A 17,209-nucleotide genomic window follows, 5' to 3' on the forward strand; every position below is an offset into this window, starting at 1 on the left:
GCACACACCTTGTGTGGTGCCCGTCAATTCGGGCGGGCAATCGCGATCGTCAGCTCGGGACCCCTAGACGGATCCAGGCAGGTCGTTGATCCGGCGGGCCAGTTCAGCGACGGCGGGTTTCGATTGTCCGTAGGAAACGATACGGATGTCGAGCCCATGGTGGGCGTGTTTCCGGAATGCGAGATCGATCGCGCCGGCAATCCATTCGTCCGAGTTCCCAAACACGCCTCCGCCGATCATCGTTAAGTAAACAACGCGGTTGCCCGACGGATTGCCATCGATCACCGCGGCCGCCAGCGTTGCTTCGTAGGCCGCGCCAAGAATCAACTTGGCGAACGGAGCCCATTGCTGGGTGGGCTGGCTGCCGTATGCAACGGGCAACGCCGAACAATAAGCTTGGCTGACGCGATGCCCGACACCATTGACCTGGGCCTCGTCAAGCGTCACCTCGGCCCCCAATTGCAATCCGATACGAAGATGCCCCATCAATTCCTCTCGTTCGGTTTCGTCGGCGGATCGGATCGCCTTCGTGATCTCGGCAAGTCCGTCGTCGCTGGGAAAGAGGTATCCGTTCTGCACCGTCCAAAGACGCTGGTCGACGTTGCCCAGACGCCGCCCGAGGTCGGCCGAGCAATCGATTTGCTTGTCAGCCGTTTGACCAATCTGGCCATCGACGTCCGCGAAATAGTTGCGGTAGATTGTGCCCGCGCCGCAAGCGATCGCGCAGGCCGGTCCCTGCGTTGGATCGTGCTCGTAGATGCCGACGCCGCGCTCGGGTGTCACCGCAGGGCCGGTCATCTCCAAAAGGTTAAATTGCGACGCGACCTGGAAGAACGCACCTGCGTTTGCTGGGTCAGCATGGATCGCGCGGGCATCGCCAACGACTTCGCGGATGGTGCTGCGTTGCGGATCGACCTGCAATTTCGCAATGCTTTGGCGAAGATCCGCCAATGTCGGTGTTTCCAAACGGCCAAACGCCAACCGTTTACCGTCGGGGCAGACAATGCAATCAGCGGCCACCGATAACTGGTCACGAACCTGATTTGGCGATTGTTCGTCGATCCCGGTTAGTCGTTGAAACCATGTCATGTGTTGCCTCGGTTGGTGTTTGTGTAGCGAACCAGCTTAGCTGGCGAGCGATCAGTGTCGCGATGAAAGTCATCTAGCCCCCGCCGCGCAGCGGTTTGCGGGAAGAGAGAGTTAGAGAGAGGGGGAAGAAAGAAACGACATTGATTGATCGCTCGTTGCCCCCCCCTACGCCCTCAAGATCCTAACGTGGCGGGCGGCGAAGGTTGAATCACGATCGTCAGCAACCTATATTTAGCAACCCTTGAAAGATATTTGTCGTTGCGGACGAGGCTACCAGTTCGTCTGACACGGATGCAGAGGAATCACGGCTCCGTTCAGCACATCCGTTTCGACAATCATTCATCGCGAGTGTTTTCGCAATGATTCGATAAGCAGAAAACTTCCCTCCTTTGAAAACGGCGGGATTCTGGTCCGAATTGCGAAATTCAGTTGCCGGACCTCTTCGTTGGTTCGCCAAGCGGGACGGATCAAAGCAGACAACGGGCTTTGCGGATCGCATGCTGAGCACGTTAGAAGAACGATGATTGCCTGTACCGGCAGGACTAGAATTGGCAGGACTAGAACTGGCAGGACTAGAAGCCGGCGTGATGCGACACCTGCCCAATCCGATTGGCAGCGACCACTGTCACGTCGCCGACGATAAACTGCTACGAAAACCGTTTTCGGAGGTTGCCCAATGGTGTGTCGAAGCCCCGGCAAACGCTCGCAAGGATCTTTGTCATGACACAGCGACCAAGCAAACGCGTTCACCTGGGCGTCATTGGCATGGTTGTCATAATGGCCAGCTTCAGCCGCCTTTCGCCTGTGCAGGCCGATACGATCGACTTCGAAAAACAAGTCGCTCCCATTTTGGTGTCGCATTGTCTGGAATGCCATCGCTGGTCCGAACCGGCGGCGGGACTCAACCTGACCGGGCGTACGTTGACGTTGGAAGGCGGCGACAGCGGCGAAGCGATCGTGGTCGGTAGTGCTGCGGACAGCCTGTTTTGGATGCAAGTCAGCTCGGATGAAATGCCACCGAAACATCCACTGGACGAAACCCAAAAAGCGATACTGAAAACGTGGATTGACGAAGGAGCCAACTGGAATGGCGGTCCGCTAGACCTGTTCTCGATCACGACGGAAAGCCGAGGCGGTCGCGATTGGTGGTCGCTGCAACCTTTGGTGGATACATCGCCGCCGGTGACTGCATCCGACTGGGGGCGCAATCCGATCGACGCGTTCGTCCAGCAAAGACTGCAAGCCGATGGGCTGCGACCATCGCCTGACGCGTCCCCACGCAATCTCATCCGGCGTCTGTATTTCGATCTGATCGGAATGCCTCCCACGCCGGATCAAGTTGCCGCCTTTGTTGCTGATCCATCGGAAGCATCGTATCAGAGGATCGTTGACGACCTGCTGAAATCGCGTCACTACGGCAGGCGGTGGGGGCGGCATTGGTTGGATGTGGTTCGCTTTGGTGAAAGCGACGGATTTGAACGCAATTTCCAGCGAGAAAATGCGTGGCACTATCGCGATTGGGTAATCGACGCGATCAACGACGACATGCCCTACGACGAATTCGTCCGCATGCAGTTGATCGGTGACCAGCTAGTCGGCGGCCACGACGGCGCAGCCGCAACGGGTTTCTGGGTTGCCGGGGTGCATAACACAGTCGTCGGCGGCAGCGAGCGAATGAAGCAACTGGCGCGACAGGACCAGATCGAAGATGTGCTGGCGACAGTGGGGCAAACTTTTGTGGGACTGACATTCAACTGCGCCCGTTGCCACGATCACAAGTTTGATCCGATCACTCAGGCCGAATACTATCAACTCGCGTCCGCCATCTCGGGGCTCGGCTATGGCGAGCGCAGGATCCCCGTCCCCGGCGCCGACGCAGATCTGAAACATCTGGATCAACAGATTGCCGAACAAGTTGCAAAGCTGGCAGCGATCGACCAAGCGGGGCGACGAAAGGCATTGGATGCCAGAGGAAACGGCCAGACCGTCGCGCGCGAATCTCCGGCCGCCGTGGCGCGATGGGAATTCGATCACGACCTGAGCGATTCCCTGGGTGCAATGCACGGCAAGGCGATCGGACAAGCACGCATCCAGGGCGGCGCCTTGATTCTGGACGGCGAAAGCTATGTCGAAACGCCAGCCATCCCATTGGACATCGCCGAAAAGACACTGGAGGCTTGGATCCAGCTGGACAACCTCGATCAACGGGGCGGGGCGGCAATATCGATCGCCAGCGTGGAAGGCGGCCTGTTCGATGCAATCGTGTACGGCGAACGTGAACCCAAACGCTGGATGGCCGGAAGCAATAGTTTTGCTCGGTCCGACTCTTTCGGCGGAAGCGAGGATGGGGATGCCGTCGATCGACCGGTCCACATTGCGATGGTCTACCACAAAGACGGAACCATCCGCAGCTATCGTGACGGAGCAGCGTATGGTCATTCGATCCGCAAATCGGCGTTGCAACCGTTTGGATCCGACGCGACGCAGCTGTTGTTTGGTCTGCGGCACAAGCCTGCCGTTGGCAACCGTTTTTTGAAAGGCAAAATCTACCGGGCGGCTTTGTACGATCGAGCGCTGACGCCAGACGAAATCGCGATATCGTCCGGCAGCGCTGCGGATTACGTATCCGAAGACCAACTGATGGATTCGTTGGATGATGCAAGTCGCAGACAACGCAAAACACTGAAGATTCGCATCCACGAATTGGAAACCGATCGGGAGCAAAAGGCCGCCGACGCGAATTGGAACATGTACACGCTAACCGCTGGTGCAGGTGAAACCACACACGTGTTGCTGCGAGGCGATCCGGACCATGTCGGCGACATCGTTTCGCCCGCGGCAACCAGCGCGATTGTGGGGCTATCTGCGGACTTCGGACTGGCGGCAGACGCACCGGAAGCAGAACGTCGCCGACGATTGGCACAGTGGGTCACCAATGAAAACAATCCGTTGTTCGCTCGCGTCATGGTGAACCGCATTTGGCACTACCATTTGGGTGCCGGCATCGTCGACACGCCCAGCGATTTCGGATTCAACGGCGGGCGTCCCAGTCATCCACAGCTACTTGAATACCTGGCGTGGCAGTTTCGCAGGCACGGGTATCGTCAGAAGTGGCTGCACCGACTGATCGTCTCATCCAGCACGTACCGTCAGGCCACCGGCGGGCATTCAGCGGCCGATTTGCAGAATGCGTCCAACCAAGATGCTGACAACCGATTGCTGTGGCGTGGGAACATTCGCCGGCTAGAAGCTGAATCGTTACGCGATGCGATGCTAATCGTGGCTGGCAAACTGAACACGAAAGCGGGCGGCCCAAGTTTCAAGGACGTGTCGGTCACGCTGAATAACGGCACCACCTATTACGAACCGATCGACGTGGACGGTGCAGAGTTCTTTCGAAGAACCGTTTACCGTTTCAATCCACGCGGTGGTCGCAGCGCCCTACTGGATACATTCGACTGTCCCGATTCGGCGTCGACCGCGCCACGCCGTTCGGTCACCACAACGCCCCTACAGTCGCTAAGCCTGATGAACAATCGGTTGGTCCTGCGGATGTCGAACTACTTCGCCGATCGAGTGGTCGAAGACGTTGGCGATGATCGTTCCCATCAAGTCACCCGGGCGTGGCAATTGGCGATCGCGCGTGACCCGAACGAATCCGAACGCGCACTTTCCGAACGATTGGTGGCCGAGCACGGCTTGCCGGCTCTGTGCCGCGGGCTGTTCAACGTGAACGAGTTTGTTGTGATTCAATAGTGACCGAACCAAAGATCAGGAACAACTCATGAACCACTGTGAAACGCTCGGTCGTCGCGATCTTTTCCACTGGGGCATCAACGGGCTTGGCGCAACGGCGCTGGCATCGCTGTTGGCTGGCGACACGGCATCCGCATCGGATGCCATCGGGTCACCACCGGCAAAAGCGAAGCGGGCGATTCAAATTTGCTTGGTCGGTGGATTGAGCCATCTTGATTCGTTTGATTACAAACCGGAACTGACAAGGCTTCACGGCAAATCGCTTCAGACAGACGAGAAGCCGGACCTGTTCTTTGGAAAGATGGGACTGCTAAGAGGCCAGGATTGGAAGTTCAAAGCGCGCGGCGAGAGCGGCTTGATGATCTCGGACATGTTTCCTCGCATTGCGGAACTTGCCGACGATTTGACCATCCTGCGCAGCATGGAATCAAAATCCGCGAACCACACACCGGCGTTATTTCTTGGCAACAGCGGATTCGAGTTCAACGGTTTCCCATCGATGGGAAGCTGGATCTCGTACGGCATGGGTGTGGAGAACGAATCGCTGCCGGCCTACGTCGTGCTCAATGACGAGCGAGGAGCCCCGAACACCGGTGCGTCGACGTGGAGCAGTGCATTTCTGCCGTCGAATCACCAGGGAGTCGTGCTGCGTGGTGGCCAGCAACCGGTACGCGATCTGTTTCCGGGCAACGAGTTTGACCCCATCACGGACGCGGCCACCCGTCAATTTGTGCAGGCGGTGAACCAGCAGCATGTCGACCGAACCGGGGCGAACGCGATATTGCTGGCGAGGCTAAAGAGCTACGAGCTGGCGGCGAAGATGCAGACATCCATTCCCAAGGTCAGTAGTTTTGCCGAAGAATCCGCCGCGACGGAGCAGATGTATGGCATCCACGACGCCCAGACCGCCGACATGGGCCGCCGCTGTCTGCTAGGTCGACGACTGCTGGAACAGGGCGTCCGATTCGTGCAGTTGTTCTCGGGCGGTCCGATTGCCGGCAGCCCAAGGGCCAGCTGGGATGCCCACGAAAACGTCAAAGAGAACCACACCGCGGAAGCCGCTCGCATCGACCAACCGGTGGCCGCATTGCTGAAAGACCTGAAGCAACGTGGCATGCTGGAGGACACCTTGGTTCTTTTCACAACCGAGTTTGGTCGCACCCCGTTTGCTCAGTCAGCTGCCGACCAGGTCGGACCTGGACGCGACCACAATCGTTACGGGTTCAGTTGTTGGATGGCAGGAGCCGGACTGAAGCCCGGATTCGCGTTTGGCAATACCGACGACATCGGCTGGAAAGCTGTCGAGCGACCAGTCCCATGGCATGACTTTCATGCCACGGTCCTCCACCTGTTCGGCATCGATCACGAAAAACTGACCTTCTACCACAACGGCATCCAACGCCGTTTGACCAACGTCCACGGCGAAGTGGTGAAAGAAGTATTGGCGTAGATCATCCGTGAACGGGTTGCGAACGGTCACGGAACCTAATCCTGCCTAATTCCTGGACGGTGCATGTGATTCGCACCAGCGTGCCGTGACGCACATCAAAGCAGATTTCGCTGTGCGGATGGGCCCGGTGTGCCTAGCGAAACGTGCGTCGCACGTAGGGGTTATGAAAGACGCTTGTTTGGTCCGAAAGATGCCTTGATGTGGTCCGAGCACTTCCTACCGTCACTGAAAGAGCGAACCAAATGAGCCGGAAATCTTTGCAATCCCAATCTGTCAACGATGTCTATCTGCGGCCGGTGAAAGACATCATGAGCAGTGGCGTAGTAACTTTGCCAGCTGGCGCCACGGTTCACGAAGCCTTGACGTTGATGGGCGAAAATCGCGTGTCAGCGCTTCCGATTGTCAACCACCAAAATGAGTGCGTTGGCATTCTGTCAACCTCTGACTTGGTGGACATGACACGGGATGTCGACGACGACATCTATCATTTGGACATGGTTGACATGGGCGCAAAACGATTTTTGCTGGACAAACTGGCGCACAGCATGGGCAGCGAAACAGTGCAGTCGTTCATGAGCGAAGTGGTCACCAAAGTGCATTTGCATACAACGATCAGCGAAGCACTTCGCCAGATGCTTCGCAATCGAGTGCACCATCTACCGGTTGTCAACGAAGCCGATGCGGTGATGGGCATCGTATCCACCCTGGATATTCTGGGCGAATTTGCCGATGCGGCGCCCGACTCGATCGACGATTGATTCGAGACGTCTTCGGAATATCGTAGACTGGCGGATCGCACTTCGGTGCGACCCCTCACGTTTCCCAATTGCCATTCCAGCAAGTCCGCAAGACAACCGCCGATATGAAAACTCTATTTACGATGTCCCTGTCTGTTGCCCTCTTCGCGTGGAGCGGCTCGAAATGTGTGGCGGAGCAGTTCGTGCTTTTCGATACCACGTTTACGTTCACCAAAGCGGACGCCGACAATTCGAAACCAAGCCCGTCGCACTACTACGTCAAAGGGGACATGCTGAACGCTGAACGTCCGACAGACTGGACTTCGCCAGTCGACTATCGCAATGGAAGTGTGCATGTTCGTTTGGAAGTCATCGAGAAACCACCCGGCGACGAGCCAACGACTTGGAGTGTCTGCTACATCCCGAATAAGCGACAAAACGGAGGCTATGGTTGCATTGGCACCGACGTCTACCAGCAAGCGGGAATCTACGAAAAGGATGTCGACATGACAAAATTCTGGCAGAACGATGGCATTGTTTGGACAGAAGGCATCAAGGAAATGCATCTGGTGATCAAAGACAACACCGGCGGCAAGGGACATGCCCACAAACGTGAAGACCATGAGAAGTTCTTCCCCACCAAAGTCCGCATGACACTGGTCCAGGTCGCCAGGGGCTCGAAATACAATCCGAAACTCCTGCCGAGTCACCCCACGTCAGATACTGGCGACACACATTAGGAATCACTACGCGAAGTCGTCTACAAGTCCGCCAGCGGGATTGCCGATTGTCTTCACTGCGTTGATCTGCATTGCGGAAGCCCCCGACTGCGTAAACGATTGGTTTCACTGTCGTGACGTCAGTCGCAACGACAGTGATTGCGAACCATCCGGTTGCAAGGACGGGCAATCGCGGTTGCGAGAAAACCATCAAATTCAGGTTCCAGAGGGTGCCCCACCGCGGCTGGTGTTGGGCAGTCCACTCTTCCACATGGGCTGGCGAAAACACCAGGACCATGCGATTTGTCTGGATGCAGGGTCTAGCGAGCAGCGGTGGAGAATAAGCGATGCGTGCCTCAAACTTGGTCGACCTGCGACTGGCAATGAGAGATTGAATTCCGGTTCATCATCACCGCCGTCGTTGGACGACCGTCTTGAGTTGAACACAGCGGATTGACAGACGACGGCGACACGTCCTCGCCGCCAAGCGGGAATGGCTGGGGACAAACCGTTTGGGCGTTAGCCCCGGCTTGGTCACGCAAAAATCCTGCGGCTAACGGCCTGCTTGGATCGTTGCGATCATGAACCGCTGGCCCGCACGATGATGATGCGGATCGTCCTGGCCTTCATCATGCACCGCGGTCGGATGAACTGCAGCGCCGCCGGAGCGATCGTCTGCGAGCCGGTGACAATCATTTCAGCGGCAATCGGCAGCCGTCGGCTGGATCCAATCAGGCATTCCCAGTCCAGTCGGCGAGCCCACCGTTAGATTATCAAACACAGAAATGTTCAGTCGCTGCATCGAATTCGGAGTCGATCCTGCTCCCGAATCGAGCAAGAATGTCTATCATCATGACGATTGCGGTGGCCTCGGCGGCGACAAAACAGGACACACCGTCCGGCGGTGATACTTTGTCGCTAGGCAGCATTGCGTTGATGCAGGCAGAAAGCCGGACACCGGAATCTAGCAGACCGTCGCCAACGCAATGATCGTCGGCGGCAACTCAACCGCAACTTGCTTTTGCTTTTCCTATCTTCAAGGCATCCAGATTGAACCCGGAAACTGACCCAACGGTGCCGCCACGATCGCGTCGCAGGCCGTGGATTCGACCATTGATCATCCTGGGCTTGCTATGGATCGTGGTGGCATACGCACTGGCGCCGCTGATGTGGGACGGTTATGCACGGATCGATCCGGCTCTTGATGACACGCCACGCATCACCAATACGGGCGACCATCATCCGGGTGATCCGCTGAATGTCGAATTGATTGGATCCGAGCAAGAACTAGGCGACATCATGACGGCTGCTGGTTGGTATTTGGCGGCCGCCTTAGGCGTCGAAAGCGACTTCAAGATCGCTGCCGACACGGTGCTTTCACGGCCGGACGATGCTGCGCCGGTCAGCAGTCTATATTTATTCGGTCGCAAAGAAGACTTCGCCTTCGAACAGCCGGTGGGCGACAACCCACGCCATCGACATCACGTACGACTTTGGAAAACAGCCAGCCCCGACGTCGATGGTCGACCAAAATGGATCGGATCTGCGGTCTATGACCGACGAGTCGGAATCAGTCGGACCACCGGACAGATCACTCATGTCACCGCCCCGGATGTGGATACCGAACGGGACTACCTTTTTGAATGCCTAGAAAAGACGGGACAACTCGAATCGCAGTACATTGTGCAAGGGTTCCATCAACAGCTTTCCGGGCGGAACGGCGGCGGTGATCCCTGGCGAACGGACGGCGATCTGTATCGAGGCGTGATCCGATCAGCCGGCGCCGAATAGAGGCAGCAACCATGTTCCAACGATCAGCGTTGGACAACCTTGTCACGATCGCGAACGACGGATCGTGTGCCAGACGAACCAATTTTTCAACTTTTCACTCGGGAGACTGATCTCATGCAATTCAGAAATCTTGGATTTCTATCGCTCGTCTTATTCGCATTCGCAGGTACTGCGGATGCGCAAGTCGAAGTGACGGGCGAACTGGGATCCGCTGGCGCCACGACCTCAATCGATGGCAAACAACTTCCGGCACCCGATCCGAAATTTGGCGGTGTGATCAAGGATGATGCTTTGCAATCCAAAGCGTGGTGGGCGCCGCGCATCGTGCCTCCCAAGTCCGCTCCCAACGTGCTGTTGATCATCACGGACGACTCGGGATTTGGTGTCCCAAGCACCTTTGGTGGCGTCATCCCAACGCCCACGATGGACCGTGTCGCCAACAACGGCTTGCGATACAACAACATCCACTCCACCGCACTCTGTTCGCCCACCCGAGCCGCTTTGCTTACCGGTCGCAATCACCACTCGGTCGGCTTCGGCGTGATCTCGGAACAGTCCACCGGTTTCCCCGGTTACAACGCGGTCATTCCCGAAGAAAAAGCCACCATTGGCCGCATGCTTCTGGACAATGGCTATGCAACATCTTGGTTCGGCAAAGACCACAACACCCCCACCTACACAGCCAGCCAGATCGGTCCGTTTGATCGCTGGCCATCCGGCTTAGGATTCGAGTACTTCTATGGATTCGTTGGTGGCGACGCCAACCAGTGGCAACCTAATCTGTTCCGCAACACAACCCAGATCTATCCGTTCGAAGGCAAACCGGGCTGGAACCTGGTTACGGGCATGGCGGATGACGCGATCGATTACTTGAGCCGCATCGATCAGATTGATCCCAGCAAGCCGTTCCTTGTCAAATACGCACCTGGTGCAACCCACGCGCCGCACCACCCGACCAAGGAATGGGTCGAGAAGATCCACGACATGCACCTCTTTGATGATGGCTACGAAAAGCTGCGCGAGCGGATCTTCGAAAACCAAAAGAAGCTAGGCGTGATCCCGCAAGACACGCAACTGGAACCATGGCCAACCAAAGTGCTGAAGCCATGGGCCGAGTGCACCGCGAACGAGAAGAAGTTGTTCATCAAACAGGTAGAGATTTTCGCCGCCTACGCTGCTTACAACGACCACGAAATTGGCCGCGTCATCCAGTCGATCGAAGACATGGGCAAACTGGACAACACGCTGATCATCTACATCAACGGCGACAACGGCACCAGCGCCGAAGGTGGACCGCTTGGCACGCCGAACGAAGTCGCGTTTTTCAACGGCGTCAACATGATGCCCGCGGAAACGCAATTGAAGTGGTATGACGTCTGGGGCACCGAAGAGACCTACAACCACATGTCGGCCGGTTGGGCATGGGCATTTGACACCCCGTTCACCTGGTTCAAACAGAACGCATCCAAGCTTGGCGGGATCCGCCAAAACATGGCGATCTCGTGGCCAAATCGCATTCAAGATAAGGGCGGTTTGCGTGAACAATTCTGTCACGTGATCGACATTGCTCCCACCATCTTGGAGGCTGCCGGGATCCAGCAACCCGAAACCGTCGACGGCATCAAGCAAGCGCCGATCGAAGGCACCAGCCTGGTCTATACGTTCGACAAAGATGCCGCCAAAACACCTTCGCAGCACACCACGCAGTACTTCGAAATGATGGGCCAATGGTCGCTCTATCACGAAGGATGGTTGTTGAGCACGAAAGTGAACCGCGCCCCGTGGGAGGCCTTTGGCGTTGCCAATCCGGACCCATTGAACAACCAAGTGCTTGAACTGTACGACCTGAATACAGACTTTAGCCAATCCCAAAATGTCGCGGACCAGCATCCTGAAAAGCTGATTCAGATGAAGCAAATGTTCATCGACGAAGCGAAGAAGTATCAGGTGTTCCCCATGGACGCGTCGGTCGCAGGACGGATCGTGGCGGATCGTCCGAACATCACGTCCGGTCGTTCGCAGTTCGTCTACACGCGACCAATGGTCGGTCTGCCGCAAGGCGATTCGCCGGCGCTGTTGAACAGTTCCTACACGATCACAGCCGAAATCACGGTCCCCGAAGGCGGTGCCGAGGGGATGATGCTGACCTCGGGAGGCCGGTTCGCCGGTTACGGTTTCTATCTGCTGAAGGGCAAACCGGTGTTCCTTTGGAACCTTTTGGACCTGGATCGCATCAAGTGGGAAGGACCTGATGCGTTGGCTCCAGGCAAGCACAAAATCGAGTTCGACTTTCGGTATGACGGACTTGGTACCGGCACACTCGCCTACAACAACATGAGCGGCCTTGGTCGTCCCGGCACCGGTACATTGACCGTCGATGGCAAAGTGGTCGACACGAAGACGATGCCCAAGTCGTTGCCCATGATTTTACAATGGGACGAAAGCTTTGACATTGGCTCGGACACTCTGACCGGTGTCAACGATGCAGACTACCAGCCGCCGTTCACCTTCACCGGCAAACTGGACAAGCTAACGGTTGATATCGACCGGCCGAAATTGTCCGCCGAGGATATCAAGACCTTGGAAGAGGGAATGAAGAAGATCGAAGCGGGCAAGGAATAGGAACCGTTCGCTTTGCCAACACGCGGGTCACGCCTGAAAGAGCGTGACCCTGCGTGCCGGTCATCGGAAACCCGCTGCCTGGCAACCTGAACGGTGATTCATCGGTGGGGATCTGCACCGGCGCGTCCCCGTTTTGAATTGACGGCTCGCTTGCAGACGCGTCGGCCTAGTTGCCACTAGGCCGGGTTGCGTCTAAAAACCGGTGCATCGTTTTCCCAGCACTAACGCCTTCACCTCAGCGAATTGAATCCGGATGAAAAGCATGAAGTTCCGCGGTTTCAATTTGTTCCACAACAATCGCGAAGCCGCCGAATCGATGGTTCGTCAGATCGACGAATTCCCGTCTTTCTTCACTCCCCAAGGCGATCGGCCGCTAATCGTCGATTGCGGAGCCAACATTGGTGTGTCCGTGCTGGAGTGGAAAACGCGTTGGCCACAGGCGGAGATCATCTGCTTCGAACCTGACCCGTTCGCCAGCGAAATTCTACAGATGAACATCGACAAGAATCACACCGTAGGGATCCGGTGCGTTCATGCGGCAGTGTCTGATTTCGACGGCACGGTTGATTTCTATGGTGACCTTTCACCAACCGCAGACGCGCGAGGAAACTCGCTGGAAGCCACCTGGGCGGATCGGGAGGGCAGTTCACAAACACAGGTCCAGTGCACGCGGCTTTCGCCCTATATCGCCGGTCGAGATGTCAGCTTTTTGAAATTGGACATCGAAGGTGCCGAGCAACGCGTGCTGACCGAGATTGCCGACTGCCTGGGCCGCGTTGAAGCGATGTATGTGGAAGTGCATGAAACGGACGAAAGCCGCGACGTCAATTCGCTCGCAGCCATCGAAAAGATCCTAGCCGCTGCCGGATTCACGATCGAAATGGAACAGCGATACAGCGAACACGCGTTCCCCGAGTCCCTGGATCAATGGCAAGAAGAAACCAACGCTGCCCTGACACAGATACTCTGCTGGCGCTAGTCAGCTATTTGAATCGAATCACGTACTCGATCCCCAGCCCGAGACTGGATTCGTCGCCGACACGGAATCCGTTGTAACGTTGCTCGGCGACCAGATACCACTCGTCGACCACGCGCACGCCCAACTGCGTTTCTTCGACCCATGTGCTGCTGGTCGCGCCGTGATGGTTGATGTTGTGGTCGGCGAACCCGCTAATGTAGACGCGGTCATCTAGCAGTTCGGGAAAGACCTTCCAAAGGAACACGTGTTCGATCTGCCACTGTGCACCTTCGGCATGATCGAACTGTGCGGCATAAAATGCGACCCAATACTTGATGCCAAAATTCTGCAGCGGTGAATCAAGTAGCGGCGTTTGATGAGCCGCCCAGCGAGGTCCGAAACGCAGGACATCATTGTCATCAGAGGTGCGAAGCAACACCTGAGCGGCAGCCGCCAGCGGCAGATTCCAATCGGGTGTCCAACGTAGATTCTGTTCGGTCAGAAGGCTGACCGTCTCCTCCAGTTCGCCTCGGGTACGATCGCGACCAAAGTTCGAAAGGCTGAAGTATTGCAATCCATGCGGTAGATTGGCGAGCGCGTTGATCGTCAACGAATTGTCGGAATCAACCAACGTGTAGGGATACAGATTGAAATCGAGGAAGCCCGTATTCGACGCGGACTTCTTGCTTGCACTTGGCGGGGACTTCAGAGCATCTTTCAAAAGGGCTTCGCTGCTGACCTGTTGGACAGACGCATGCGGCGTGGCGTACTGCTGCAGGGCGTACCAGTCAATCTGCTGTTCGAAGGATCGTGACCGGGGTTGATCCAACGCCAAATCCACATGCGGCGAACCACCAGACTGATCCGGCGGGGCGGCGTCGCCGATTGGGGAGAAAGACACCACCATCCATAGCAGCAGGCATCGTATCACTGCGATTCGAAAGGTGCCTTCGTTCGGCTTGCAAGCATCGCCCATTGGTTCCCTCGTCGATAGACTCGCACGATCAGAGGCGACGAACCCAGACGTTTCACGCAGCCCCAGGCATCCAAGTGCAGGCAACAGCCATTTTGACCATGCACACACCACCTATTGCGGTCTCTGGTTTCCGAACCACCGGTTGCAACCTTCGCACAGGATTGCGTGCCACGCACAAAGCACTGGTCCATCCACTGATATCAGCTCTAGCACCCGACTGCGCCATCGATAGATTGCCAAACGCGGTAACCCGCACCGGCATCCTCCCCCCGATCGCTGCCATCGGCCTGTCTTTCGCGCCCGTGAAACGATCCGTCACGGGCGGTAACGCACCTACAGTTTCGAGATCTGTTGGTTGAAATCGAATTGCAGATCCGGATGAACTTTGTCGATTGCCTTATCGATCTTTTTCAGTTGGGTAGCGTACATATTGACGCTGACACGGCAGTTGCCGAAGCTGATCTTCTTGTCCTTGATCCGTCGACAAAAGTGAATCCGCACCTGCAACTCGGTTTCCTTGTCGCCAGAGAACCTCAGTGACTTGTCCATCCAGCGGACCACCTTGCGGAGCGTTTTTTTGTGGATCCGTCCGGGCGTGTCCAGTTGCTGGTCGATTTCGCTGCACAAGTCGTTGGCGTAGCCAATTTCGTCATCTGCCTTCATCAACAGATACGTCAGCAGTTCTTTGCTCTCGACTTTGAACTTGGCCATTCGAAGACAGACGTCCAACAAATCGTCTTGATCTAATTTGACAAGCTCCTTCTTCAACTGGCTGATCGTGGCGGCTTTCATGAACGTCTCGTGATCGGATGAATCGTCTGTATCGGTCCAGGCTGTTGACAGCCCGACGCCGAACTACCATCGCAGTCGTTCGGGAAAGAACTCGTTGATCAGGTCTTCGTAGTAAGGCCGAAGCGCCGCGACATCAGGCCGAGCTTTGTTCTTTGTGTACAAATCATACGGATTGAATTTCCGTACCCATTCCATCCGTTCGTGGTCATCCTTGTCCATCAAATGGTCATAGGCGTTCTCGCGATGGCCGGGATAGAAGGAGTGATATCGGACCATCGCCAAAGCAGGTTCTGGCAGATATTCCTTGACGACGTGATACAGGTATTCGTCGTGCCCCCAGGACAAAAACACGTTATCCAGCCCCACGTTCGGGGAATAGACCCCGTTCGGCGTGCTGTACAGCGGGTCCTGGCTGTCCGGATTTGCGTCAAAGAACTGACTGAACACGATTTTGTCCGAGAACGCACAACCGACCGGGAACGTGTCGCCGACCACGGCCCACTGCGGTTCGTCGAACAGGCAAAGGACCTTGCCCAAATCGTGAATCAGACCGGTCAAGATGAACCATCGGGGATGCCCGTCGGCCCGAATCGCTTCGGCGGTCTGCATCAGGTGTTCGATCTGATTCAGATCGGTGTCCGGATCGCTATCGTCGACCAGCGTGTTCAGAAACTCCATCGCTTCCCAGACACCCATCTGTTGGCGATCCAACCCCAAGTACTGTTTGCGTTTGTGTTGCACGAAGTCAAACGTTTGATGCTGATGATTCAATCGATAGAATTCACGCACACTTGGTCGCGAGTCGGACTCGTAATCGCGAAACTGCTCGGGCGTCTTTTCCGAATCCGATGCGATTGCATGCGGTTCGGGGTAACGCTGCAGCAGATCGTCTTCCCATTCATCCAGGCTGGCAAGCGGTTGGTCATCACCGGGCGGTTTCATCATGACGGTTCCAAGAGACGCGTGGGAGAGAAAGTTGACACCAGCCGGCGGCCATCGTGTCGGTGCCGGCAATGCTAAGTTGGCAGGCAAGTCGGGGAAGGTCCCATCGGCCGATTGTCATTGTTTCGTCTCTGGCGATCGGTGGGAACCGGCCCAAATTCGATAGCCCCCCATTCAAGACAGCAACCGAGCCAATCATCGACCAAGTTCATCGTCCGTCATTCAGGCCGGACCATTGACGATCATCCGATCGTGGGTTGCTAGCTGCATCTTTTGGACAACATTCCACTTTTTTCGCTTCACGGGCTGTCACCGGATGGCTGGTTTCGCGGTTATCAAAGAGATTCAATCCTCAACATCCCAACGCGGAAAATCCAGTGGACCAGAAACTGAGTGACAAACGGATCGTGATCGCGGGTGGGAGCGGATTTCTAGGGCTGTCGATGGCAAGTGCGTTGGCCCAGGATGGTGCCGATGTGACTCTATTGTCGCGGTCAGCACCGAAGGCAGCTGGGCGGTGGACGCATCTGGCTTGGGATGGCCGCACGTTGGGCAGTTGGGCGGACGCGATGGATGGGTGCGACGCGGTCATCAACCTGGCCGGGCGGTCGGTGAACTGCATCAAGACGCCAGATCATAAAGACGAAATTCTGCGGTCGCGGGTCGAGTCGACTCGGGCGCTGGGTCAGGCGATGCGGGCGGTTGGTTCGCCACCGCCGGTCTGGGTGCAAATGAGTACGGCTCATCTGTACGGCGACCCGCCATCGGCTGTATGCACCGAAGAATCGGCCGCAGGAATTGGATTTGCACCGACCGTTGCCAGGGCTTGGGAAACCGCGCTGGCGGAGAGCAAGTTGCCGGGGCAACGCGGCGTCGTGATGCGGACCAGCTTTGTCGTCGGCCACGATCGTGGGGCCGGCGGAGGAGCACTGGGCACGCTTCGACGGATTGCGAAGTGGGGCATCGGCGGCAGGGTGGCCAGCGGTACGCAGGGTATGTCGTGGATTCACGAAGACGACGTCAACGCCGTTTTCACCCGTGCAATCATCGACGAAACGATGTCCGGCGTTTACATCGTTTCAGCCCCCAATCCAGAGTCGCAAGCGAACTTCATGCGAACGCTTCGCCGGGTCACTGGGATGCCCATCGGTCTGCCCGCATTTGAATGGATGGTTCGCATAGGGGCGCCCCTCGTGATGCGGACCGATCCGGAATTGGTGCTGTACGGTCGCTACGTGATTCCCAAGCGTTTGATGGCCGAAGGTTTCAATTTCCGGTTTGCCGAGCTCGAACCAGCACTGCGGGATCTGCAAACCAGACAAATCGAATCGGTTGGCCACTAGACGATTCACACGGCCACCGAAAATCGTTTCGATG

At 56.7% G+C, this 17,209-nt stretch carries 13 protein-coding genes; 9 read left to right on the top strand and 4 right to left on the bottom strand.

Going from position 1 to position 17,209, the window contains the following annotated elements:
- Positions 1-63 precede the first annotated feature (63 nt).
- A complete protein-coding gene (locus tag K227x_RS26280) occupies positions 64-1,089 on the bottom strand; it encodes a hypothetical protein (RefSeq protein WP_145175010.1) in 1,026 nt (341 codons plus the stop codon).
- 720 nt (positions 1,090-1,809) lie between these two features.
- On the opposite strand from K227x_RS26280, the gene K227x_RS26285 reads away from it, so the two are divergent.
- The 8 genes from K227x_RS26285 to K227x_RS26315 all read left to right on the top strand — a co-directional run bounded on the left by K227x_RS26285 (position 1,810) and on the right by K227x_RS26315 (position 13,143).
- Positions 1,810-4,845 (top strand): DUF1553 domain-containing protein, encoded by a 3,036-nt coding sequence (locus K227x_RS26285; RefSeq protein WP_145175013.1) that lies wholly within the window; start codon positions 1,810-1,812, stop codon positions 4,843-4,845.
- A 28-nt stretch (positions 4,846-4,873) separates the two neighbouring features.
- The gene (locus tag K227x_RS26290; protein ID WP_145175015.1) at positions 4,874-6,295 is read left to right on the top strand and encodes a DUF1501 domain-containing protein; all 1,422 of its coding nucleotides are present in this window, start codon (positions 4,874-4,876) and stop codon (positions 6,293-6,295) included.
- A gap of 242 nt (positions 6,296-6,537) precedes the next feature.
- Positions 6,538-7,053 carry a CBS domain-containing protein gene (locus K227x_RS26295; RefSeq protein ID WP_145175018.1) on the top strand — a complete coding sequence of 172 codons (516 nt, stop codon included), beginning with the start codon at positions 6,538-6,540 and terminating at the stop codon, positions 7,051-7,053.
- 182 nt (positions 7,054-7,235) lie between these two features.
- Positions 7,236-7,772, top strand: a complete 537-nt coding sequence (locus K227x_RS26300) for a hypothetical protein (RefSeq protein ID WP_218933550.1) — start codon at positions 7,236-7,238, stop codon at positions 7,770-7,772.
- Between the two features lie 819 nt (positions 7,773-8,591).
- A complete protein-coding gene (locus tag K227x_RS30905; protein WP_218933551.1) occupies positions 8,592-8,741 on the top strand; it encodes a hypothetical protein in 150 nt (49 codons plus the stop codon).
- A gap of 123 nt (positions 8,742-8,864) precedes the next feature.
- Positions 8,865-9,542, top strand: coding sequence for an LssY C-terminal domain-containing protein (locus K227x_RS26305; RefSeq protein ID WP_246146301.1), 678 nt, complete (start codon positions 8,865-8,867; stop codon positions 9,540-9,542).
- Between the two features lie 114 nt (positions 9,543-9,656).
- Positions 9,657-12,164 carry an arylsulfatase gene (locus K227x_RS26310; RefSeq protein WP_145175024.1) on the top strand — a complete coding sequence of 836 codons (2,508 nt, stop codon included), beginning with the start codon at positions 9,657-9,659 and terminating at the stop codon, positions 12,162-12,164.
- A 253-nt stretch (positions 12,165-12,417) separates the two neighbouring features.
- Entirely contained in the window at positions 12,418-13,143 is a 726-nt protein-coding gene (locus K227x_RS26315) for an FkbM family methyltransferase (RefSeq protein WP_145175027.1), read from the top strand.
- Between the two features lie 4 nt (positions 13,144-13,147).
- On the opposite strand, the gene K227x_RS26320 is transcribed toward K227x_RS26315, so the two are convergent.
- The 3 genes from K227x_RS26320 to K227x_RS26330 form a co-directional block, all read right to left on the bottom strand.
- Positions 13,148-14,098 carry a hypothetical protein gene (locus K227x_RS26320; RefSeq protein WP_218933552.1) on the bottom strand — a complete coding sequence of 317 codons (951 nt, stop codon included), beginning with the start codon at positions 14,096-14,098 and terminating at the stop codon, positions 13,148-13,150.
- Between the two features lie 333 nt (positions 14,099-14,431).
- On the bottom strand, positions 14,432-14,890 hold the full coding sequence (locus tag K227x_RS26325) for a hypothetical protein (protein ID WP_145175033.1): 459 nt from the start codon (positions 14,888-14,890) through the stop codon (positions 14,432-14,434).
- 63 nt (positions 14,891-14,953) lie between these two features.
- Positions 14,954-15,835, bottom strand: a complete 882-nt coding sequence (locus K227x_RS26330; protein ID WP_218933553.1) for an inositol oxygenase — start codon at positions 15,833-15,835, stop codon at positions 14,954-14,956.
- Positions 15,836-16,209: 374 nt separating this feature from the next.
- Here K227x_RS26330 and K227x_RS26335 point away from each other — a divergent pair, with 374 nt between their 5' ends.
- Complete coding sequence (locus K227x_RS26335; protein ID WP_246146302.1) at positions 16,210-17,175, top strand: TIGR01777 family oxidoreductase; 966 nt, start codon at positions 16,210-16,212, stop codon at positions 17,173-17,175.
- The last annotated feature ends 34 nt before the right edge of the window (positions 17,176-17,209 follow it).

It is taken from the genome of Rubripirellula lacrimiformis, from assembly GCF_007741535.1.
Classification (GTDB): Bacteria; Planctomycetota; Planctomycetia; order Pirellulales; family Pirellulaceae; genus Rubripirellula; species Rubripirellula lacrimiformis.

Coding starts and splice junctions, on each gene's coding strand:
- K227x_RS26295 (WP_145175018.1), top strand. CDS start 6,538: ATGAGCCGGAAATCTTTGCAATCCCAATCTGTCAACGATGTCTATCTG.
- K227x_RS26325 (WP_145175033.1), bottom strand. CDS start 14,890: ATGAAAGCCGCCACGATCAGCCAGTTGAAGAAGGAGCTTGTCAAATTA.
- K227x_RS26315 (WP_145175027.1), top strand. CDS start 12,418: ATGAAAAGCATGAAGTTCCGCGGTTTCAATTTGTTCCACAACAATCGC.
- K227x_RS26320 (WP_218933552.1), bottom strand. CDS start 14,098: ATGGGCGATGCTTGCAAGCCGAACGAAGGCACCTTTCGAATCGCAGTG.
- K227x_RS26285 (WP_145175013.1), top strand. CDS start 1,810: ATGACACAGCGACCAAGCAAACGCGTTCACCTGGGCGTCATTGGCATG.
- K227x_RS26310 (WP_145175024.1), top strand. CDS start 9,657: ATGCAATTCAGAAATCTTGGATTTCTATCGCTCGTCTTATTCGCATTC.
- K227x_RS26330 (WP_218933553.1), bottom strand. CDS start 15,835: ATGATGAAACCGCCCGGTGATGACCAACCGCTTGCCAGCCTGGATGAA.
- K227x_RS26280 (WP_145175010.1), bottom strand. CDS start 1,089: ATGACATGGTTTCAACGACTAACCGGGATCGACGAACAATCGCCAAAT.
- K227x_RS30905 (WP_218933551.1), top strand. CDS start 8,592: ATGTCTATCATCATGACGATTGCGGTGGCCTCGGCGGCGACAAAACAG.
- K227x_RS26290 (WP_145175015.1), top strand. CDS start 4,874: ATGAACCACTGTGAAACGCTCGGTCGTCGCGATCTTTTCCACTGGGGC.